At 32.1% G+C, this 21416-nt stretch carries 19 protein-coding genes and 2 tRNA genes; 9 read left to right on the top strand and 12 right to left on the bottom strand.

Annotation, left to right across the window (positions count from 1 at the left end):
* Window positions 1-25: 25 nt before the first annotated feature.
* Window positions 26-358, top strand: coding sequence for a DUF5655 domain-containing protein (locus ACX12B_RS00235; protein WP_459352081.1), 333 nt, complete (start codon window positions 26-28; stop codon window positions 356-358).
* Here the strand turns inward: ACX12B_RS00235 and ACX12B_RS00230 are convergent.
* On the bottom strand, window positions 355-633 hold the full coding sequence (locus ACX12B_RS00230; protein WP_459352080.1) for an acylphosphatase: 279 nt from the start codon (window positions 631-633) through the stop codon (window positions 355-357). The genes ACX12B_RS00235 and ACX12B_RS00230 overlap by 4 nt on opposite strands.
* 50 nt (window positions 634-683) lie before the next feature.
* Window positions 684-1418 carry a 50S ribosomal protein L2 gene (locus ACX12B_RS00225; protein ID WP_459352079.1) on the bottom strand — a complete coding sequence of 245 codons (735 nt, stop codon included), beginning with the start codon at window positions 1416-1418 and terminating at the stop codon, window positions 684-686.
* A gap of 105 nt (window positions 1419-1523) precedes the next feature.
* Between ACX12B_RS00225 and ACX12B_RS00220 the strand changes: the two genes are divergently transcribed.
* The 3 genes from ACX12B_RS00220 to gatE are packed head-to-tail and all read left to right on the top strand — an operon-like array spanning window position 1524 to window position 6927.
* Window positions 1524-3692, top strand: coding sequence for a CDC48 family AAA ATPase (locus ACX12B_RS00220; protein WP_459352078.1), 2169 nt, complete (start codon window positions 1524-1526; stop codon window positions 3690-3692).
* Between the two features lie 32 nt (window positions 3693-3724).
* Complete coding sequence (gene gatD / locus ACX12B_RS00215) at window positions 3725-5014, top strand: Glu-tRNA(Gln) amidotransferase subunit GatD (RefSeq protein WP_459352077.1); 1290 nt, start codon at window positions 3725-3727, stop codon at window positions 5012-5014.
* An 8-nt stretch (window positions 5015-5022) separates the two neighbouring features.
* Entirely contained in the window at window positions 5023-6927 is a 1905-nt protein-coding gene (gene gatE, locus ACX12B_RS00210; RefSeq protein WP_459352076.1) for a Glu-tRNA(Gln) amidotransferase subunit GatE, read from the top strand.
* A 4-nt stretch (window positions 6928-6931) separates the two neighbouring features.
* Here the strand turns inward: gatE and ACX12B_RS00205 are convergent.
* Window positions 6932-7016, bottom strand: a tRNA-Leu gene (locus ACX12B_RS00205).
* Between the two features lie 99 nt (window positions 7017-7115).
* On the opposite strand from ACX12B_RS00205, the gene ACX12B_RS00200 reads away from it, so the two are divergent.
* Window positions 7116-7256 carry a hypothetical protein gene (locus ACX12B_RS00200; protein ID WP_459352264.1) on the top strand — a complete coding sequence of 47 codons (141 nt, stop codon included), beginning with the start codon at window positions 7116-7118 and terminating at the stop codon, window positions 7254-7256.
* Here the strand turns inward: ACX12B_RS00200 and ACX12B_RS00195 are convergent.
* Genes ACX12B_RS00195 through ACX12B_RS00175 form a run of 5 tightly spaced genes read right to left on the bottom strand, consistent with a single transcriptional unit; the run spans window position 7253 to window position 12561 of the window.
* Window positions 7253-7786 (bottom strand): 5' nucleotidase, NT5C type, encoded by a 534-nt coding sequence (locus ACX12B_RS00195; RefSeq protein WP_459352075.1) that lies wholly within the window; start codon window positions 7784-7786, stop codon window positions 7253-7255. The genes ACX12B_RS00200 and ACX12B_RS00195 overlap by 4 nt on opposite strands.
* Window positions 7787-7791: 5 nt before the next feature.
* Window positions 7792-8877, bottom strand: a complete 1086-nt coding sequence (gene dnaJ, locus ACX12B_RS00190) for a molecular chaperone DnaJ (RefSeq protein ID WP_459352074.1) — start codon at window positions 8875-8877, stop codon at window positions 7792-7794.
* A 49-nt stretch (window positions 8878-8926) separates the two neighbouring features.
* Window positions 8927-10819: a molecular chaperone DnaK gene (gene dnaK, locus ACX12B_RS00185; RefSeq protein WP_459352073.1), complete on the bottom strand. Its 1893-nt coding sequence runs from the start codon at window positions 10817-10819 to the stop codon at window positions 8927-8929.
* Window positions 10820-10828: 9 nt separating this feature from the next.
* Window positions 10829-11386, bottom strand: a complete 558-nt coding sequence (locus ACX12B_RS00180) for a nucleotide exchange factor GrpE (RefSeq protein WP_459352072.1) — start codon at window positions 11384-11386, stop codon at window positions 10829-10831.
* 35 nt (window positions 11387-11421) lie between these two features.
* Entirely contained in the window at window positions 11422-12561 is a 1140-nt protein-coding gene (locus tag ACX12B_RS00175; RefSeq protein ID WP_459352071.1) for a hypothetical protein, read from the bottom strand.
* 63 nt (window positions 12562-12624) lie between these two features.
* Here ACX12B_RS00175 and ACX12B_RS00170 point away from each other — a divergent pair, with 63 nt between their 5' ends.
* From ACX12B_RS00170 to ACX12B_RS00160, 3 genes are all read left to right on the top strand, one after another.
* Window positions 12625-13653, top strand: a complete 1029-nt coding sequence (locus ACX12B_RS00170; RefSeq protein WP_459352070.1) for a DUF354 domain-containing protein — start codon at window positions 12625-12627, stop codon at window positions 13651-13653.
* A 61-nt stretch (window positions 13654-13714) separates the two neighbouring features.
* Window positions 13715-13787 (top strand) — tRNA-Gln (locus ACX12B_RS00165).
* Between the two features lie 66 nt (window positions 13788-13853).
* Window positions 13854-14591, top strand: a complete 738-nt coding sequence (locus tag ACX12B_RS00160; RefSeq protein ID WP_459352069.1) for a Rossmann-fold NAD(P)-binding domain-containing protein — start codon at window positions 13854-13856, stop codon at window positions 14589-14591.
* Window positions 14592-14600: 9 nt separating this feature from the next.
* On the opposite strand, the gene ACX12B_RS00155 is transcribed toward ACX12B_RS00160, so the two are convergent.
* Together ACX12B_RS00155 and ACX12B_RS00150 are read right to left on the bottom strand one after the other, a co-directional pair.
* Window positions 14601-15362: an ABC transporter permease gene (locus ACX12B_RS00155; RefSeq protein WP_459352068.1), complete on the bottom strand. Its 762-nt coding sequence runs from the start codon at window positions 15360-15362 to the stop codon at window positions 14601-14603.
* Window positions 15346-16284, bottom strand: a complete 939-nt coding sequence (locus ACX12B_RS00150; RefSeq protein ID WP_459352067.1) for an ABC transporter ATP-binding protein — start codon at window positions 16282-16284, stop codon at window positions 15346-15348. The genes ACX12B_RS00155 and ACX12B_RS00150 overlap by 17 nt, the downstream gene beginning before the upstream one ends.
* A 213-nt stretch (window positions 16285-16497) precedes the next feature.
* On the opposite strand from ACX12B_RS00150, the gene ACX12B_RS00145 reads away from it, so the two are divergent.
* Entirely contained in the window at window positions 16498-17898 is a 1401-nt protein-coding gene (locus ACX12B_RS00145; RefSeq protein ID WP_459352066.1) for a single-stranded DNA-binding protein, read from the top strand.
* On the opposite strand, the gene ACX12B_RS00140 is transcribed toward ACX12B_RS00145, so the two are convergent.
* Window positions 17895-20636, bottom strand: coding sequence for a DEAD/DEAH box helicase (locus tag ACX12B_RS00140; RefSeq protein WP_459352065.1), 2742 nt, complete (start codon window positions 20634-20636; stop codon window positions 17895-17897). The two genes, ACX12B_RS00145 and ACX12B_RS00140, sit on opposite strands and share 4 nt — an antisense overlap.
* A 98-nt stretch (window positions 20637-20734) precedes the next feature.
* Window positions 20735-21388, bottom strand: coding sequence for an ATPase domain-containing protein (locus ACX12B_RS00135; protein ID WP_459352064.1), 654 nt, complete (start codon window positions 21386-21388; stop codon window positions 20735-20737).
* Window positions 21389-21416: the final 28 nt, after the last annotated feature.

Genomic DNA, 21416 nt, shown 5'->3' with positions numbered 1-21416 from the left:
TTATTAAACTAAAATTTACAAGTTCATGGAAGGAATAATTTCATTTGGAAATAAAAGAAACTATGATGATTTTAAAAAACAGATTCCTTCTCAAGTATTGCCATTGTTTGATTCAATTCGAGAGTTTTGTTTTTCTTTAGGAGAAAACGTGATTGAAGATGTCAGAATGCACAGAGTTGTTTTTTGTAAATCCATGACATTTCGATGGTTTGCAGATGTTGAACCCCAAAAAGAAGGAGTAATTATAAAACTTCAAAAAAATAGAAAAGAACCCATAGAAATTATTCAAATCAATAAAAGCCAGCAAATTTCTGAATTTGGAGATTTAATTAAAGATGCATATGAGCAAATTCACTAATACAAAACATCAAACTTTGAGAATTCACCGGTAAATTCTTCATTTCGGATTTCTATATCCTCAACTATTGCATTTGCAGGACCAGCATGAGCCCATTCAATCAATCGGTTAACATTTTCTTCGTTACCCTCTAAAATGGCCTCAACACGCCCATCTTTGAGATTTTTTACCCATCCGAAAACATCATTTTGTATTGCTCGTGTTTTTAAGGTCTGACGAAAAAAAACACCCTGAACTCTACCAGTTACAAAAAGTCTAATTCGTTGATTTGACATTCAACAAAGATTTCACAGAGCTATTAATCAATTTTAGGTTATAGAAAAAACTACTTTCTTTCTTTAATTCTAGCTCTACCAGTCTTTCTTGCAGCAATACTTCCGACTTTAGCTCCTGGAGGAGCATCTCTAGAAACAGTAGAACTTTGTCCAACATGTTGATGACGACCACCACCGTGTGGGTGAACATAAGCTGCTTGAGCAACACCTCTAACTATTGGGTATTTCTTTCCTTTAGCTTTGAAGTTTCTCCATTTTCCGCCTGCACTCATAAATGGTCTTTCACTAGCTCCACCACCAGCAAGAGTTCCAATCATGGCTCTATTTTTTGGATTTAGAGTAGTAAATTTTCCAGAAGGAAGTTTAACAGTGACACCCTCATCACCATGAGAGAAAACAGTTGCATTGGTTCCAGCAGATTTTACAATTGCACCACCATCACCAAAGTGCTTTTCAATATTACATACAATAGTTCCATCAGGAATATTTTGAATACTAATTACATTTCCTTTTTCAATTTCTGATTTTAATCCAAATTGTAAAGTTTCACCAACTTTTGCACCAAGAACTGCTGGAACAAAAGATACAGAACCATCTTCAAATCTAACTTTAGCTAAAGGTGCTTCTCTACCACGTTCATGAACAAGGTCAATGATCTTGCCCTCATGTTGTTCAGATAGTGGGAAACGTGGATAATTTGCTTTGGTACCTACTTTACCAGTAGAAGTAGATCTAAATTGATTGCCTCCACGGCCACGTCTTCTTACTAATGGTCTCTTACCCAAAGTTGATCGTTTCCTACCTAAAGAGGATTTTAAGCTTGTGATTTTTACCCGTCATTTGAAGAAATTACCACAAAGGTATAAAAATTAGACAGAGGGCATTTGTGTATGAGTCAAAATGCTCTCTCTCTAAAAGTTTTAGAGGCATACACTAGAGATGTTGGAAGAGGAGTAGCAAGAATCGATTATGATTCAATGGACACATTAAATGCATCTACAGGTGATGTTATAGAAATTAAAGGCAAAAGACGAACAGTTGCAAAATGTCTTCCACTATATCCATCTGATGAAGGAAAAGGAATTATCAGAATTGATGGACTAGGAAGAAATAATTCAGGAATTGCAATTGGAGATACAATTTCAGTTAGAAAGATCAAAGCAGTTGCTGCAGAAAAGGTTGTAGTTGCTCCATTAGAAGCAATTCCTCCAATTGATGAAAGATACCTTGCAGACGCTTTAGAAAGTGTTCCTTTGATTAAAGGCGATAATGTTATGGTTCCATACTTTGGCGGACGTTTAACTTTCCAAGTAATTGGAGTTACTCCAGCTGCTGATGCAGTTTTGATTACTCAAAAAACAGTTTTCCATATTGCAGAAAAAGGAGAAACATTACGTGGAGTTCCACAAGTAACCTATGAAGACATTGGAGGTTTAACTGACGAAATAAAGAAAGTAAGAGAAATGATTGAGCTCCCATTAAGACATCCTGAAATTTTTGAAAAATTAGGAATTGAAGCTCCAAAGGGTGTTTTATTGTATGGTCCACCAGGAACAGGTAAAACATTACTTGCAAAAGCTGTTGCAAATGAAAGTAATGCACACTTTATCAGTATTTCAGGTCCAGAAATTATGAGCAAGTTTTATGGTGAAAGTGAAGCTAGGCTAAGAGAAATTTTCAAAGAAGCAAGAGAGAAAGCCCCTTCAATTATCTTTGTTGATGAAATTGATTCTATCGCTCCAAAAAGAGAAGAAGTTACGGGTGAAGTTGAAAGGAGAGTTGTATCTCAGATGTTATCATTAATGGATGGATTGGAGGCAAGAGGTAAAGTAATTGTAATTTCTGCAACAAACAGACCAAACGCAATTGATCCTGCTCTTAGAAGACCAGGTAGATTTGATAGAGAAATTGAGATTAAAGTTCCAGATAAAAAAGGAAGAAAAGACATTCTTGCAATTCACAGTAGAAACATGCCGTTATCAGATGATGTTAATATAGATAAAATTTCATCAGTTAGCCACGGATATGTCGGTGCAGACTTGGAATATCTCTGTAAAGAAGCTGCAATGAAATGTTTGAGAAGATTATTACCTATTCTTAATCTTGAAGAAGAAAAAATTCCACCTGAAACTTTGGATAAATTAATTGTAAACCATGAAGACTTTACTAAAGCATTGATCGAAGTCACTCCATCTGGAATGAGAGAGGTATTCATTGAAAATCCAGATGTAAAATGGGATGAAGTGGGTGGTTTAGAAGATGTTAAACGAGAATTACAAGAAGCAGTTGAATGGCCAATGAAATATCCAGGTCTTTATGATAAATTAGGACACAGTATGCCTAGAGGAATATTACTTCACGGTCCAAGTGGTACGGGTAAAACATTACTTGCAAAAGCTGTTGCAACACAAAGTGAAGCAAACTTTGTTTCTGTTAGAGGTCCTGAATTATTATCTAAATGGGTTGGAGAATCAGAAAGAGGAATCAGAGAAATTTTCAAAAGAGCAAGACAGTCTGCACCATGTGTAATCTTCTTTGATGAGATAGATTCAATTGCACCAATTAGAGGAGCAGGTGGTGAAACTGCAGTAACTGAAAGAGTTGTCAGTCAATTACTTACAGAGTTAGATGGAATGGAAAATATGCATGGAGTTGTTGTTTTAGCTGCAACAAACAGAGCAGATATGATCGATCCAGCGTTATTGAGACCAGGCAGATTTGATAAAATTATTCAAGTACCAAATCCAGATAAAGATAGTAGAAAACGCATTTTGGAAATTAATGCAGAAAAGATTCCTATGGGAGATGACGTAGATTTGGATAAGATTTCAGAAGCTACAGACGGAATGAGTGGAGCTGATACTTCATCTATTGCAAATACAGCAGTTTCATTAGTTATTCACGAATACCTAGACAAACACCCAGATGTCAAAGATGTTGAAAAAAATAGTATTGATGCCAAAGTCACCATGAAACACTTTGAGGAAGCAGTAAAGAAAGTAAGAGAACAAAAAGACCTCAAGATGGGCGAAAAATTAGTCGCATCTTATTACAGGTAGTTTTAATTAAATAGCAAATCTAATTCTCGTAAATGTCAGAATACAGAGGGTATGAAGGAAAGTCATTAGAATTTCTAAAGAAAAAACAAGTAACAGTAGGAGATTCTGTAAAAATTCTATCAGATATCACATATTCAGGCATAATTATGCCCAGATATGAGCACAGTGACGACAAACACATTGTTTTGAAATTAAAAAGTGGATATAATGTTGGGTTAGAAATTGAAAAAATTAAAAAGATAGAGAAAATACAATCATCAAAAAAAACTGTTGATGAACCTAAAAAAGTAAATAAAATTGAAGGATTACCAAAAGTGTTATTACTTTCAACTGGAGGAACAATTGCAAGTAAAGTAGACTATAGAACAGGAGCAGTTACTCCAGTATTAACTGCCGAAGAATTAAACTCATCAGTTCCTGAACTTTCTAAAATTGCAAATATTGATGCAGAAGTTTTGTTGTCAGAATATTCTGAAAACATAATGCCAGAAAATTGGTTAGAGATTGCAAGAAAAATTAGTAGTTATTCAGATTCAGATTATTCAGGAATTATTATTGCTCATGGAACTGATACAATGCATTATACATCGTCATTTCTTTCATTTGCATTATCAGGATTTCCAATTCCAATTGTATTAGTTGGTTCACAAAGATCTTCAGATAGAGCATCATCAGACGCAGCACTAAATTTGATAGGAGCAACAAAATTCGTTACAGAAAGTAAAACAAAAGGAGTATACATTGTCATGCATAATGATGAAAATGACAATACAGTTGCATGTCATATTGGAACAAGAGTTAGAAAAAACCATACAAGTAAACGAGGAGCATTTCAAACAATAGGAGATGATCCTGCTTTCATAATTGCAGAAGAAAAAATTCAAAAAAATATTTCTAAAGAATTCTACAAAACAAAGGAATTCCAACCAAAAATTAATCTAGATACAAAAATTGCTTTAGTAAAATATCATCCAGGATATGATCCTAAACTAATTGAACATATTATCGATAATGGATACAAAGGGATAATCTTTGAAGGTACAGGATTAGGACATGTTGGAAGAGTAATGTATGATTCTGTAAAAAAAGCCAATGAAAAAGGAATGTTTCTAGGCATGACATCACAATGTATTGACGGAAGAGTGAGAATGACAGTTTATGAAAGTGGCAGAGATCTTCTAAATTTAGGCATAATTCCTTTAGAAGATATGCTTCCAGAGGTGGCTCTAGTAAAAGCAATGTGGGCATTTGGAAATACTCAGAATAAAGATGAAGTAAAAGAAATAATGCTTGATAACATTGCATCAGAAATATCAATCTAGGAGAAGAAATGTCAGAATTTTTAACAGATGAATTAGGAATCAAAGTAGGACTCGAAATTCATCAACAGCTTGCTACAAACAAAAAATTATTTTGTAATTGTACACCTATTGATACAGATGAATATTCTATAAAATTTCAAAGAAAGTTACGTGCTGCTAAAAGTGAATTAGGAGAATATGATCCCGCAGCATTATTTGAAAAATCAAAATCAAAAACTATAATGTATTTTGCAAATCCTGAAAGTAGTTGTCTTGTTGAACAAGATGAAGAACCACCACATGAGTTAGATGAGGACGCAAAGAAAATTTCTTTGATAATTGCATCAGCACTACAATCAAGTGTATTTAGGGAAATATATCCAATGAGAAAAACAGTTGTTGATGGATCAAACACTACAGGATTTCAACGAACAATGTTAATTTCACAAGGTGGTTCTTTTAATGTAGATAATAAAAAAATTGGAATTCAATCTATTTGTCTAGAAGAAGATGCTGCAAAGATTTTGGGTGAAGATGGTTCGATTAAAAAATATGGTTTAGAACGTTTAGGGGTTCCTCTAGTTGAAATTGCTACTGATCCATTTGAAGTAAAACCACATGAAATTAAAAAAATTGCATTAACATTAGGGAGAATTTTAAGGAGTACTAAAAAAGTAAAAAGAGGATTAGGGTCTATTCGACAAGATGTTAATATTTCAATTAAGGAGGGAAATGTTGTAATTGAGGTCAAAGGAGTTCAGCAGCTTGATCAATTAGAAAAAGTGGTAGAATATGAGGCTAAAAGGCAACACGGATTATTAAAAATCTCAAAAAAATTACAGGGTATTGATTGGACTCATGATAATAAAGATCGTAAAGATGTAACAGAGTTATTCAAAAAATGTAAATCAAAAATTGTTCAAAATGCGATAAAGGAAAATCAGAAAATATTTGGAATTTCATTTAGAAATATGGCAGGTATGTTTGGATATTCACCATATGAAGGAATTAGGTTAGGAAAAGAAGTAGCAGAACTAGTACGATTTTTTGGGATAGGCGGAGTTTTTCATTCTGATGAGTTACCAAATTACGGTGTTGAAAATGAAGACATTGATGGTTTGAAAAGTATTTTAGAAATTAATGATAATGATGGATTTTTAATTTTGGCAGCTCCAGAAGAGAAAATGGAAGTGGTTATAGATCAGATAGTTTTACGAATCGAGTACATTAGAAACAAAGGAATTCCAGTTGATACACGATTAGCAACTCAAAGTGGAGAGACTAAATTTTTGAGACCAAGACCAGGTGCAGCAAGAATGTATCCTGAAACAGATATTCCTCCAATAATGATTTCAAAAACAGAATTAAGTGATGCAATAGAGAACATTCCCAAATCATGGGATGATTCAATTAAAGAGATACAAACAAAATATCAATTAAATCTTCAATTATCAGAACAGCTTTTTGATTCAAACTATTTTGAATTATTTGAAAATATAATTGAGAAAACCAAAGTAACTCCAACATTTGTAGCATCTGTATTATGTTCAACTATAACAAATTTAGAAAGAAGTGGATTAGATTCAAAATTATTAAAAAATGATGAAATAATAAAAACATTCCAATTTTTAGAAGAGGGAAAAATTACTAAAGAATCAGTTGAAATTATTTTTGAAAACATTATGAACGGAAAATCTCAAACAACAGAAGAGGCAATGAAAAGTGCTTCGATTGAGGCTGTAGACGAGTCAGAATTAGAGATAATCTGTCAACAAGTTGTTGAAAATAATCAAGAGATTATAAAAAATCAAAAAGAAAGAGCGATTGGACCTCTAATGGGAATTGCGATGAAAGAATTAAGAGGTAAGGCATCTGGTGAAACAATTAACAAACTTCTTTTAAAAAATATCAAAAACAAATTAGAAAATAGTTAATCTATGCGGGAAGTGGGATTTGAACCCACGAACTCCTAGAAGATAAGGATCTGAACCTTACGCCGTTGACCAGGCTGGGCGACTCCCGCATCATAAATTTTTGAAATCCAGAATAAGTTTCTTTATTATACTGAAAGTATAACATCAATTAATTAAAAATGGAAATGGAATTCAGAGAGGTTTATTGTATGAACTGTAAAAAAATTCTAGGTCGTTATAATGTAAAATTTTATGATGATGATAAAATTTCAGAATTGTTAAAAACAACTCATTCTACTCATGTAAGAAAAGGACATCAAGTAAACATTAAGAAATTTGTAAAAAATTAATTTATTTTTTCAATTGCTTCAGTAAGATTTGAAATTCTATGAATTTTATCTTCAGTAATATGTTGATTCCAGGGTTGAGAGTATAGAATTACACTTTTGTTATTTTCTAGAAATTTTAATGCGTTTAATGGCGAATCGTCGATAAAAACATCATAATCTAAATCAGCTTTCATAGGACCATCAATTACTGAAACATAATTATTGTAAGAGATATTGTGATGGTCTAACCAATTCTTTACAAAAGAATCAGTAGAACGTTCTCTTGCAGTTACAATATCTACTTGACCAATATCAGAGAGATTTTTTGTAACTGAGGCTAGATTTTCTTCAGTAGGAGGAATTAAAGACCAATTTTTCCAACATGAACTCAATTCAGCATAAAAATCATAACGATCAATTTCAAATTTTTTCCAAAAATCCCAATCAGTAATCTCATGTTTTTGAATTTCCCGCCTAATTGAATTACTATAATTTAGCCAGGACTGAATAACATCTGCAAGTACACCATCTACATCTAATGCAATTTTCATGTTAGTTAATCACTAGTTTGTTTAAATTCATCAAGTAGGTTTTTTTGATGTTTACTGAGTTTTTTAGGAATATTTACTACAATTCTAACATACTGATCTCCTCTACCTCTAGAATTAATATGTGGCACACCCTTTCCTTTTAATTTTATAATTGTGTTTGGTTGACTTCCAGAATCAACTTTTATTTTTTCAGTTCCTTCTAAAGTTGGAACAACAACCTCGCATCCTAATGCTGCATCAACCATTGAAATATCTTGATCATAAAAAATATCTTTTCCATCTCTGTTGAATTTTGAATGAGGTTGTACTCTAACTCTAACAATTAGATCACCATTAGAGCCACCAGGTACTTCATTTCCTTCATTTGGTACAGTATAATCACCTGAATCAATTCCAGGTGGGATATCAAATGTAACTTTTTTTGAGCCCTTTTTCTTTCCTTGACCTTTACAATCACTACAAGGTGTTTCAATGATTGAGCCTTGACCTCTACATGAAGAACATGGTGCAGTAGTAACAAATGATGCAAATCCCATGTTACGTGTTTGTCTTACTTGACCTTGACCATTACATGAAGAACATGTTTTTTTATCTGTACCAGGTTTGCATCCTGAACCACTACATGTATCACACTGAATTTGTTTTTGTAATTCGATTTCCATTTGTTTACCATGTAAAACGTCTTCTAGTGTTACAGTTGTTTGATAGAGAATATCAGAACCTCGCTCTTGACCAAATCCAAATCCGCCGCCTCCACGACCAAATATTGATTCAAAAATAGAATCAAATCCGCCGCCTCCACGACCAAATATATCACTAAAGTCACCTCTTGCACCCTGAAAAATATCTTCACTTGAATATTTTCCATCTACACCTGCATGACCATGTTGATCGTAGAGTTGTTTTTTCTCAGGATCAGATAAAACTGCATAGGCTTCAGAAATTTCTTTAAAATGATCTGCAGCATCAGCAGATTGATTTCGATCAGGATGAAATTTTAATGCTAATTTTCTATATTGTTTTTTGATTTCATCATTAGAAGAGGATTTAGACACTCCTAAAACTTCATAATAATCTCGTTTTGCAGACATGAATCATTCCTTTATTCTAATTACTGTATAAATGATTGAATTATGAAAATTAGTTAGTTTTTGTTTCATCATTTGAAGATGATTCTGTTGTTTGTCCATCAGCACTTTGTTGTCCATCAGCACTTTGTTGTCCATCAGCACTTTGTTGTCCATCAGCACTTTGTTGTCCATCAGCACCAGGTGGAGGGGCAGCGTTTTTGTATAATTCAGTAGTTACTTCATTTACAATAGATTGTAATGCTTCAAGCTTTGGTTTTAATTCTTCAGGTTCCTTATCTAAAACATCTTTTACTTCTTTTACAGCATCAGTAATTTTAATTCCTTGTTCTTGAGAGATTTTATCTTTTAGATCATGATTGACTAATTTTTCAGTAGTGTAGATGTAACTTTCTGCCTCATTTTTAAGATCAATTTTTTCCTTCTTCTTTTTGTCTTCCTCAGAAAACTTTTCAGCATCTTCTTTTAATTTTTCAATTTCTTCTTCAGATAATTTGGTTTTTGTTTCAATAGTTATTTTTGCTTCTTTCTGAGTTCCAAGATCTTTTGCAGTTACATTTATGATTCCATTAGCATCAATATCGAATTTTACTTCAATTTGTGGAACACCTCTTGGAGCAGGAGGTAGATCAGTAAGATTAAAGCTGCCCAAGGATACATTATCTGTTGCCATAGGTCTTTCTCCTTGAACAACATGAATAGTTACAGCTGTTTGGTTATCAGCTGCAGTTGTAAACACCTTACTCTTTGAAGTTGGAATTGTAGTGTTTCTTTCAATGAGTGGTTCTCTAACTCCTCCAAGTGTTTCAATTCCTAGAGTTAATGGAGTAACATCAAGTAGAACAATGTCACTGGTAACATCACCAGCAATAATTCCTGCTTGGATTGCTGCCCCCATAGCCACTGCTTCCATAGGATCAACTCCGGATTCAACCTCTTTTCCTATAACTCCACTAACAAATTTTTTAACTAGTGGAATTCTTGTTGGACCACCAATCATTACTATTTTGTCAATATCAGAATTTGAGAGTTTTGCGTCTTCAAGTGCTTTTTGAATAGAAGGTTTACAACGATCTACAATAGGTCCAATTAATTCATCAAGTTTTGATCTGGTTAATCTTAATTCAAGGTTCTTTGCACCTGATGACGGATCATGTGCAATAAAGGGCAGATTAACATCAGTCTCCATTACAGTAGATAATTCAATTTTTGCTTTTTCTGCAGCTTCCCTTATTCTTGTCATAGCAGTTGTGTCTTGAGAAAGATCAACTCCTTCTTTTTTCTTAAAATCATCAACAATGTAATCAATCAGAACTTTATCCATATCAGTTCCACCTAGTTGAGTGTCACCTGAAGTACTCATCACTTCAAAAACACCACCGCCCATTTCCATGATAGTGACATCTAAAGTACCACCACCAAAATCAAAAACAAGTATCTTCATGTCTTCTTTTGCTTTATCTAATCCAAATGCCAAAGATGCTGCAGTTGGTTCATTAATTATTCTAACAACTTCAAGACCCGCAATTGTTCCTGCATCTTTTGTTGCTTGACGTTGGTTGTCATCAAAATATGCGGGAACTGTGATAACTGCTTTTTCTACAGGTTCACCTACGAATGCTTCAGCATCTTTTTTTATTTTTTGTAAAATGAATGAGGAAATTTGTTGGGGTTTGTATTCTTTGTCTTGAATTTTAAAGGTATAATCAGAACCCATTTTTCGTTTTGCAGCAATGATTGTGTTATCTGGATTTGTAACTGCCTGTCTTCTAGCAGGTTCACCAACTAATAGTTCTCCTTCTTTAGAGAAAGCAACTACTGATGGAAATGCCTTTCCAGCTGCAGTTTGACCTTCAGCTGCAGGAATAATTGTGGGTTTTCCACCCATCATAACTGCTGCTGCAGAGTTACTTGTTCCTAAATCGATACCTATTACTTTAGCCATTTTTAATTATCATCCTTTTTTTGAAATTTCTACTAATGTCGGTCTTATAACCCTCTTTTGAGAAATATATCCCTTCCTGATCTCTTTGGTAATTGTATTGTCATCCAAATTAGGATCAGTAATGACAGATATTGCTTCATGAAGATTAGGATCAAAAATTTCTCCTAATGCATCAATTGGAGTCACATCATATTTTTTCAATAGAGAATCCATATTTTTTAAAATTGAATCAAGGCCTTCAGTATTAATTTTATTGTCAGAAAAAACATCTTTTGCACGAATAAAATCATCATAGATTTTTAGAAAATCTAATAGGAATTCATCCACTTTAGCATTAACACCATTTTCAATATCAGATTGTGTTTTTCTAGTAAGATTTTGAAAATCTGCTAAAATATGTTTTAATTTTTCTTCACATTCTGAAGTTTTTTGTTTTTCTGCATCTAACAACTCTGAATAATTTTCTTGTTTAGTTTCCGAAGATTCTGATTCTTGAGAGGTTTCATCATTTTCATTCTCAGAAACAACATTTACAGGAATTTCATCAGATTCATTATCACTAGACAATTCAAACAGAATACTCGTTTAGCTAATTTATACCATTATTGGGTTGTTTCACATAAAGGATTTGCTTTGACAATAATCAAGTCAGAATCTTGTTTGGTTTTTTCAATATTTGTAAAATCAGATTTAGAACATGCAACTACAATTGTTGTTTTATCACTATGAAATAGATCAAAGTTTGGATCTTCATATGCTTCAACATCACCAATATAATCACGTAGTCTTGAAGTCAAATTTTGAAGCATTTCAATTTTATCTCCGCGCATCGAATGTTGATCAAGTGTCCAAGATAATGCAATTTTTGTTCTGCTAGCTTTAAGATCATTTTTCTTTAGAGTTGCACGGATTTCATCTATCAATCGTTTTATGTAACCATCAATTCCTTTGACACTTCCATTAATAAGATACATGAGTGTATTTGCACCTTCAAAAGACGAGCCTAAAGATTTGAGATCTAGTAATCCACCAACCATATCATCAAGGAATATTTCTTGGAAATCATCAGAAGATAAATCATTTTTAGTAATTTCATCTTGTGCATATTTACAAACTTCTAGTACACTACACAAACTTGAAAATCTTGAGAGAATATTGATTGCATGAAAGTGCTCAGATGATGAAATTGCAACAAAGTTTTTCTCTTTTTTTCCAGTAGTTAACAAATCAGATAGTACAGGATCTTTTTTACCATTAAAAGAACCAACGATTTTTGGTTGTTTATCAGTACCTTCTAAAGGATAATAAAAATATGAAATATCCTTTCCGACTTCAAGTCCTGTAACATGCTCAAGCAATGAAATATTTTCGTTATTTCCACCAAATCCGGTTGGCAGAGTAAAAACAACAGAACTTTTTTTCTTTAAAGATGCAGTAGCGTCCTTGAATTTTGAATGAATTTCAGTTTTGATATCTTGACCAGTTTTTCTGATTCTAGGAGTAAAGAATAGGTATTGAGCTTTAGATATTGCCACATCAATTGGTTCCATAGCTAATAATGGTTCATCCTCTTTCAGAGACGAGACATTAGGATAAGTTTTAGCAATTTCTGCTTTTAGTGAAATTGCAGATGGAGTTGATTCATCAATTATGTATACATCTGCTCCTTTAATGGCCATTTGTGATGCAATAGCATATCCTTCGGTACTAAGGCCATAAACAACAACTTTTGTTCCCCCCATTACACCAAGCTAAGTATTCGACTAAGAAAAACTTATTGAACTAACTTCAGTTATGGAAATTACTTGAAAATATGGATAGATATTCTAACTCCAAAGCAATTGTTGTTTTCTGAACCGATAATTGAGAAATTAGGCAAAAAAAACAGCATTTTATGTACTTCTAGAGATTATGAAGAAGTTTCAAAATTAGCAAAAATTCGTAATTTAGACCTGATTTTTGTAGGTAAACATGGTGGAGGAAGTAAAAATTCCAAACTAAAAGCAGGGAATGAAAGAATTGGAAAGCTTATTAGAAAAATTGAGGCATTTTCACCAGATCTAGCAATTAGTTTTTGTTCACCAGAAGCTGCAAGAATATCATTTGGTTTAGGAATTAAACATATTGCATTTTGTGATTCACCACATGCAGAAGCAGTGATGAAATTAACATTACCGTTAATTCAAAAATTATTAATTCCATACACAATTCCAAAGAAAGAATTTTCAAAATATGGCATAAGTGAAAAAAATATTATTCCATACAAATCAATTGACGCAGCAGTAACAATCAAAAGAAAAACAGATGAACGTGTACAACTTCCATTTAAAAACAATGGTAAAAAAAATATTTTGATAAGAATAGAAGAGGAGGAAGCAGCATATACCGAAAAATCAAATAAAATTATTCCAATTATTGATGATATAATTTCTAAATTTGATAAAGAAAATATTGTTATTTTAGGTAGATACACAAAACAAATTCAAAAACTACAAAAAAAGGTAGGAAAAAATGCTAAAGTTGTAAAAATGTCATTTGATGGAAAACATTTGTTAAATAATACAGATGTTTTCATTGGTTCAGGTGGCACAATGACTGCTGAATCTGCATTAATGGGAGTTCCCACAATATCATATAATGCAATTCCAAACATAATAGAGAATTTTTTAGTAAAAAAAGGATTAGTTAAAAGGGAAACGAATCCTAAAAAAGTTTCAAAACAAATAACAAAATTTTTTGAATCTAAAAAACAATCAAATCAACTAAAAGCAAAAAAAATTCTGAATCAAATGGAAGACCCTATTGGAAAATTAATTAGAGTTATCAAAGATTAGTTTAGTTTTAGGCATATTAAAATAAAAAGTTCATTAAGGGAGTTAGCGTGCTCGATTTAGCAGCCCGATAGTGTAGAGGTCAAGCATATGGGCCTTTGGAGCCCGTGACGGCAGTTCGAATCTGCCTCGGGCTACTTTTCTAAAAAACAATAAACTGTAACACGAATATAGCATGAGGTGTTTTTCTGACAATAGGTATAATGTCAGACATAGTATTAGGCATGGGAGAAGTGGGTGAAACCCTATTTGGATTACTACGTGAAAGAAATTTTGATTGTATTGGTATTGACGTAGAATCTGCAAAATGTAAAAATTATTCAGAAAACGATACGATTGAAAATCCAGAATATCTTCATGTTTGCTTACCAGGGCAATTAACAGAGTTTGTAGATATTACCATAAGTTGGATTCCAAAAATGAATGGTCTAAAAGCAATAATTATCCATTCTACTGTAAGACCAGGCACTACAAAAAAGATTCAAGAAAAATCCAGCGTCCCAGTTTTATTTTCACCAGTTCGAGGTGTTCATAGAAGATTCCTAGATGATATTAAAAAATATACAAAATTCATTGCTTCAGATGATAAAGAGATCAATCCTGAAATTAAGTCAGATTTAGAAAAAAGATTTCAAAAAGTTGATTGGATGTCAACTACAAAAACTGGAGAACTTGCCAAAATCTTAGTAGACACATCATATTACGGATGGCTTATCAATTATGCACAAATAACAAAAATGATTTGTGAAAAAGAAGGCATAGATTTTGATGAAATGTGGAAATTTGCAGATGAAATACATGAAAACCTAGGAAATAGACCAAAAATGTATCCAGGAATTATTGGAGGCCATTGTGTGATACCAAATTTGGAATTAATTGGGTATGAAGAACTAGATGTGATTAAAAAAATTAATGAAATGTATGAGAAATTTAAAAAATAATATTGTTTTCTAAAAATCTAATTTAGTTAGAAGTTTTGATGCAATAACAAAGAGTGTTGAAGCAATTCCAACAAGCACTAACATTTCAATAATTACAAACTCAGTAATATTTCCAAAAATTCCTGCACGAATCACATCAACTAGATAAGTTAATGGATTTAGATAAAAAGCAGTACGTAATGGTTCTGGAACATTATCTGCAGGATAAAATGCTGAACTGACAAATGCAAAAAACAGAAAAACTGTATTAATTATTACATTAAATCCTTCACTAGATCGTAATCTAGTTGAAATTATAGATGCTAATGAACCAAATAAAACAGAACCAGTAATGGCACCAAAAATGATCACAGGTATTGTGACTACTGAAAATTCTACAGATTCAAAAAAGACAGGATAGCCCACCAAAGCGATCAGAGAAGCACTGACTAAACCAATTATTCCGATAGTACAGATATTGCTAAGAATGTAATGACTTCTTGTAAACGGGCCAGACATTATTTGTTCAAACATTCCATGTCGCCTATCATTCCAAATTATAATTCCTGAGACAAGCGTACTATTCATTATGTTAAATCCAATCATACCAGATGCTAGAAATGCAGGATAGTCAAGTTCTTTTCCACCAAAGGGAACATGTTGAATTAATGGAGCATATGCAAAACCTGCTACAAAAATATAGATCAGAGGAAAAATTACTTGCCAAATTAAGAATCCAGGATTCAAAGAAATTGTAATATTTCTATTTACAAGTCTAATTATCGGATGCATTTTCTCTCACCATTTTTAAGAATATTTCCTCAAGGTTTGTAGGAACAGCAGATAAATCTTCTATCTCAACATTATTATCATTTAGTATTTTCAAAACTTTTAACAAAACTAATTCAGATTGTTCAGAATGGATAACAATATTTGTACCAGATTCAAAATTTATTTTACAATCATCAATTCCATTTAGTAAATTAGAAACTTTTAGATTTTTTTCTAATAAATGAATTTTAATAGTTTTTTCTTTTCCAAATTTAGTTTTTAATGCTTCAGGAGAATCAACAGTTATAATTTTTCCTTTATCAATAATTGCAATTTCATCACAAAGATATTCAGCTTCTGTTAAAATATGAGTTGTGTAAAAAATTGTCAAACCTGTATTGACTTTATTTTTTAGATAATCTAGTAATTTTCGTCTAGCACTAGGATCTAATCCCACGGTTGGTTCATCTAAAAATAATAAATCCATATCATGCATAAATTCTCGTGCAACCTGAACTCTTCTTCGTTGACCAATTGAAAGATCTTCATTTCTTTTCTTTCTAATTTCAACTAGATCAAAATCTTTCAAAAGTTGTTCCAGTCTTTTTTTGCGTTCAGTTTTTGTAACATTCCACATCATCCCATACTTATCAAGTGATTTTTCAACTGACAAAGTAGGTTCATAGCTTGGCTGTTGTAAAACTACTCCAATTTTGTGACGTACATCTAATGGATTCTTGATAGCATCAATATCCAATATTATGAGAGAACCATTTGAAGGTGGAATTAAGGTAGTAAGTAATTTGATAGTAGTTGATTTTCCTGCACCGTTTGGGCCTAAAAATCCAAAAACCTGCCCAGGTTTTACAGATAAAACAATATCATCTACAGCTTTGATTGAGCCATATGATTTTGATAAATGTCTAACATCAATACAGGACATATTGAAACTGCGATCATCCCACTAATTTAGTTAATCAGTTGTTTCATCATAAAGTTTCCAGTGGTTTAGAAAATTAAGAGACAATATATTCAAAACAAGAGAAATTGAGAATTAATAATTTAAAATTGACAATAAAGCGATCTAATTTAATAGAAATTCAAGGTATGAATATAATGAAATTTTTATTAATAGAATAAAGGTAGCAATTATGAATTGTCTGAATTTGATAGTCTAATTGAAAAATTAATTGAGCAAAAACCAGAATTAACTAAAGAAATTATTGAGGAACAAATAAAACTAAAAAAAGAGAAAATTGGTGCCGGATATCTAACTGATCAAGGAGCTTTATTCTTAATCGCATCAGATTATGGTGTTACATTGTCAGGACCATTAAAAGTTGAAATGAGTCTAAAAGATCTCTATGCAGGAGCAAAAGAAATTTCATTAGAAACTAGAGTTTTGAATTTATCTCCTGCAAAACAATTTTCAAGAAAAGACGGTTCTCCATTTTATCTTAGAACTATGACAGTATATGATGATGCAAACTCTACAGCAAGTGTGAAACTATGGGATGAAAAAGCAAATCTTCCAGGAATTGAAAATATAAAACCAGGAGACCTGATTAAAATCATCAAGGCTTATGTTAAATCAGATCTTGATGGTTCACCAACAATCAATATTGGTTCAGGTTCAAATGTAGAAGCTACTGATGGAACAAGTGAGATTCCAACGATTGACACAATTACAAAAGATGTAAGCGAATTACAAGAAGGTCAAAAAGATCTGGTTGTTTTAGGAGAAATTGACGGAGTCATTAGCGGTATGGAATTCACAAACTCAAGAGGTATGCCTGGAAAAGCATTGAGAATGAGGTTAAAAGGCAAAGATGGAAGTGGAATGAGAGTGGTACTATGGGGAAAAGATGAATCATCGATTCCAAATATGATTTCACGGTCAGCTAAAGTAAGATTACTTGGTGTCAGAGTTAAATCAGGAAATCAAGGATTAGAAATTCATGGAAATGATGCAACAATTATTGAAATTGAAGGAGGAAAAGAGGCAGAACCAGTAATTGCAAGAGTTCTTTCAATGTCACCAACAGAAAATGGAAGAAACATGATTTTAGCAGTAGATAACAAAAAAAACCTATACAACATTAGTGATTCATCAAATTCAACTAGTATTTGTGTAGAAGGAGATGTCATAGAATGCATGCCATCTAAAGCATATGGAAATTCAATAACACTTGATGAGAATTCTTTTGTAAGAAAATTAGATAATGATGAAAGTATTCCTTCATTATCTCAAATTAGAACAAAAATTAATGATGTTAAAGTTGATGGTAGTTATTGCATAGAAGCAATAATCTTGAAAGTTCCAGAAAGACGTGAAGTTCAAACAAAAACTGGAGAATCAATTGCACTTTCAGAAATGTTTGTAGAAGATGACACTGGACAAATTTGGGTAAAGGGATGGAGGAATCAAGCTAGATTAATTGATAAATGTGAATTAGGGGAAATTGTTTCAATAACGGGCCTTAATGCAAAAGCTGGATTAGAGGGAAGAATAGAAATGTTCCTAACAGCATTTTCTAAAATTACAAAAAAGAATTAGGAATCCCAAAAGCCCCTAGTAACTACATATTGTCTTTCTGCCTCATAGATCTGTTTGAATAAGTGTTCTTCATCAACCATATTTCGAAGAATTCTTGCAGCAGTATCTGCACCTACACCATAACCAGACATGACAATGATTGCAGTTTTACCAAAATTCTCGATTAGAGAAGACACTTTCCAGGCACGATCTACCTTATGTTTTTCCTCACTAGTCAATTTTTTCCCATCATGTTTTTTTCTGATAATTTTAGGAAGATCATAATCAGAGTAAAATGTTGCAGTAATTTGTCGCCCTTTACAATATGGACAAATCAAGATGTTTTTTACTTCATTTGTTTCAACAACACGTTCCCATTTTCCACATCTAGCACAAATTAAACGGTGTTTTGTTTTTTCAAGTCGAGATTTTACAAGATCTAAAATTCCTTTATCAAGATTTGCAGGAGAAGAATAATATTTTGATGTATGATCTAATATTGGTTCTGCTAATTTTGAAAATTGATCAACTTCTAACCATTTTACATGAATTTGATCTTCACGAATTTCTTGTAGGAGTTTATCAGTATTTTTAAGGTCATATTTATCATGAAATAATTCACGCAATGCTTCTCGAACAAGGGCAGTTTTAGAATATCTTTCATACAAAAATCGTGCAGATTTTCTTTCATATACTGCACCACGTCCTACAATACCAAACTTTTTTGCAACACACCATGTTCTCCAATTAACATTATGAGTACCAGCAAGAGATGCAGTAACCATAGAAAATAAATCATAATCATCTTTTAAGACTTCAAGAAATAATTTTTCGGATATTCTTGATCTAGAAGATAATGCAATTCTATAACCATCTGAGCGAGAATCTACAATTGAACCTAACATAGAAGATAACATAGAGGAAAGTAATGTTGAAAGTGTAGAATTGATTTTTGTACCAAAACATGAGTGTAGTACAATTGAGCCTTGAGATCTACTAGATTCGATTACTATGTTATTCTCATCAGAAATTTCATTGAAATTTAATTTTTCAATTGTTTTATTTGTTAACTGAAGTGAGCCTGAACGTACTTTGCTTCGAAAATTACCCACCTTTCTGGCAGTTTTGTAATCAATAGGAATATTCTCACCTTCCCAATATGGAACAGTAATTCCTCCACCTCTAAATGGTTCAACATTTACGGTGAATGACTTCTCATCAACATTTAGAATTCTCCATTGTGAACCTTTTAGAACAAAAATATTTCCAGAGTCACCATAATCACCTACAAATCTTTGATCTAAACTTCCAATGATTTTTTTTCCTACACTATCAAACACTTTGAATTTGAGGATATCAGGTATTGTGGAAAGATTTTCAAAATAATATTTGAAAGAACGGCCTTTCTTCCAAAAAGTCATCTTTGTTCTATCAAAAAAGATCAAATAATTTGAATCAAGTAAATCTAATACATCTACAAGTTCTTCTAGTTTTAAATTTCTAAATGGATAAGCTCTTGTTATCAAATCAAATGCTTTGTCAATTGAAATTTCTCCAATTTGCATTGCAAGTCCTACAAGATGATGAGCTAGAACATCAAGTGAACCATCATGAATTTTTTGCTCCTCAATAGAACCTTCTTGGATTCTATGAAGAATAGCTTGTGCTTCATATTCATCATCAGAATTATTTGTAATGATTAATCCTTTGGCAGAAGCATTACGGTTATGTCTACTTCTTCCTATTCTTTGAACTAATTTAGATACTTGTCTAGGTGAACCGTAATGAATTACTAATTCAACAGAACCAATATCTAATCCCAATTCTAGAGAAGATGTACAAACAACAATTCCTCGTTTTCCTTCACGCAAATTTTGTTCAGTTTCTTCTCTAACTTCTTTTGAAAGAGATCCATGATGTAATTCAATTGGAATAGTAGATTTTTCTTTGAGTATTGAGGCTAGAAACTCAGATTCACCTCTAGTGTTTGTAAACAAGAGAATTGGGGAATCCAAATCTAATTCAGACACATGTTCAATAATTTTCTCAGCTACATCAGAAATTGTTCCATCAACATATTGTATGTCTACATCATATTTTCTAACAGAAGTATCTCTAATTATCTCACATTTTCTTTTGGTACCTACAACAAATTTTCCTGCTTCTTCGAAATTCCCAACAGTAGCAGATAAGCCTATTTTTGTAAGGGGGAATTTAGAATTAAATTCTAATCGCTCAATACTTAGAGAGAGTTGAGTACCTCTTTCACTAGATAATAATTCATGTACCTCATCAATTACAATCCACTCTAAATCAGATAATGCATCAAGATATTTGACTTGAGTTAAAAGAATTACCAAAGTTTCAGGAGTTGTAATTAAAACATCAGGGGGATTTTCAGTAATTTTTTTTCTATCTTTTTGTGTTGTATCACCATGCCTGATTTCAATAGTCAATTCACTTTGATGAGCATATTTTGTAATTCTTCGAAAAACATCTCGATTTAATGCACGTAAAGGAGTAATGTAAAGAGCTTTTATTTTTCCTGATTTTTTAGAATTTTTCAATAGAGAGAAAATAGGTATTACAGAGCATTCTGTTTTTCCAGAACCAGTAGGAGCAATAACTAAACAATCTTTTTTTTGTAGAATTATTGGTGAAGCTCTTTTTTGAATTTCAGTTAATTCGGAAAAACCAAAATTCTTAAACAGAGATTTAGGAATCAGATTCATCTGGTGCTTTAGATCGTGATCTTTCATAAACAATTACACCAATCAACCCAAGTGCAAATAACACTACAGTGATAATCGGAATAGAATCAAAAATTCCTGCCATTAGTAAACTTCATCATTGACCGTTAAATATCTTCAGAAGAAGATAAACCTGATTGGTTAATCACATAAGAAAATGAATCCCCTATAAATGGGGAATAAATTTTTCCATTAAATTTTGAGGAATTTTTTGTTAGATGTATTTTGATATGAGTAAATGGGTCAATCGCACCTTTCATATTTTCAATTTCTTTTCCTTCCAAATTCCTTACCATATTAGTGATGACGATAGGAATTGTATTAGATATTGCAAAATTAGATAAATCATGCATGTATTTCATAAATAAAGAATTTTTTTCAAAAATCGAATCATCTTTTTGATATTCATAAGAAAATAAATCAGTTACATTATCAATTACAATTAACGAAAAATTTTTGTTAATATTTTTTATTGAATTAATCTGTTCAGAGGTGTTTGTTAATCTTGAAACGGTAATTTTATCAAGAAAATCAAATTGAGATTCAGATGTTTTTTGAATATCCAGTATTCTTTCAGGTCTAAAACCTCCTGTTGTATCAAAATACAAGACATGACCTCCATTTTTGATAGAATTTATTGTCAATTGCAACAATAATTGGGTTTTTCCTGTTCCATTTTTTCCAAAAATATCTACAATTATTCCATCTGGAATTCCTCCAGACAGAGATTTATCTAATTTTTGTAATCCAGTTGAGATCATTTATGTTATTATTAGAAAAAGAAGAAAA

It is taken from the genome of Nitrosopumilus sp. S6 (genome assembly GCF_054515815.1).
Note: the sequence above shows the minus strand (reverse complement) of the source record. Positions and strands in the feature narration are given on the sequence as shown.

Excerpts from the sequence above, each read along its gene's own strand:
- ACX12B_RS00235 (WP_459352081.1), top strand. The coding sequence starts at position 26 with ATGGAAGGAATAATTTCATTTGGAAATAAAAGAAACTATGATGATTTT.
- ACX12B_RS00230 (WP_459352080.1), bottom strand. The coding sequence starts at position 633 with ATGTCAAATCAACGAATTAGACTTTTTGTAACTGGTAGAGTTCAGGGT.
- ACX12B_RS00220 (WP_459352078.1), top strand. The coding sequence starts at position 1,524 with ATGAGTCAAAATGCTCTCTCTCTAAAAGTTTTAGAGGCATACACTAGA.
- gatD (WP_459352077.1), top strand. The coding sequence starts at position 3,725 with ATGTCAGAATACAGAGGGTATGAAGGAAAGTCATTAGAATTTCTAAAG.
- gatE (WP_459352076.1), top strand. The coding sequence starts at position 5,023 with ATGTCAGAATTTTTAACAGATGAATTAGGAATCAAAGTAGGACTCGAA.
- ACX12B_RS00200 (WP_459352264.1), top strand. The coding sequence starts at position 7,116 with ATGAACTGTAAAAAAATTCTAGGTCGTTATAATGTAAAATTTTATGAT.
- ACX12B_RS00195 (WP_459352075.1), bottom strand. The coding sequence starts at position 7,786 with ATGAAAATTGCATTAGATGTAGATGGTGTACTTGCAGATGTTATTCAG.
- dnaJ (WP_459352074.1), bottom strand. The coding sequence starts at position 8,877 with ATGTCTGCAAAACGAGATTATTATGAAGTTTTAGGAGTGTCTAAATCC.
- dnaK (WP_459352073.1), bottom strand. The coding sequence starts at position 10,819 with ATGGCTAAAGTAATAGGTATCGATTTAGGAACAAGTAACTCTGCAGCA.
- ACX12B_RS00175 (WP_459352071.1), bottom strand. The coding sequence starts at position 12,561 with ATGGGGGGAACAAAAGTTGTTGTTTATGGCCTTAGTACCGAAGGATAT.
- ACX12B_RS00160 (WP_459352069.1), top strand. The coding sequence starts at position 13,854 with ATGTCAGACATAGTATTAGGCATGGGAGAAGTGGGTGAAACCCTATTT.
- ACX12B_RS00155 (WP_459352068.1), bottom strand. The coding sequence starts at position 15,362 with ATGCATCCGATAATTAGACTTGTAAATAGAAATATTACAATTTCTTTG.
- ACX12B_RS00150 (WP_459352067.1), bottom strand. The coding sequence starts at position 16,284 with ATGTCCTGTATTGATGTTAGACATTTATCAAAATCATATGGCTCAATC.
- ACX12B_RS00140 (WP_459352065.1), bottom strand. The coding sequence starts at position 20,636 with ATGAAAGATCACGATCTAAAGCACCAGATGAATCTGATTCCTAAATCT.
- ACX12B_RS00135 (WP_459352064.1), bottom strand. The coding sequence starts at position 21,388 with ATGATCTCAACTGGATTACAAAAATTAGATAAATCTCTGTCTGGAGGA.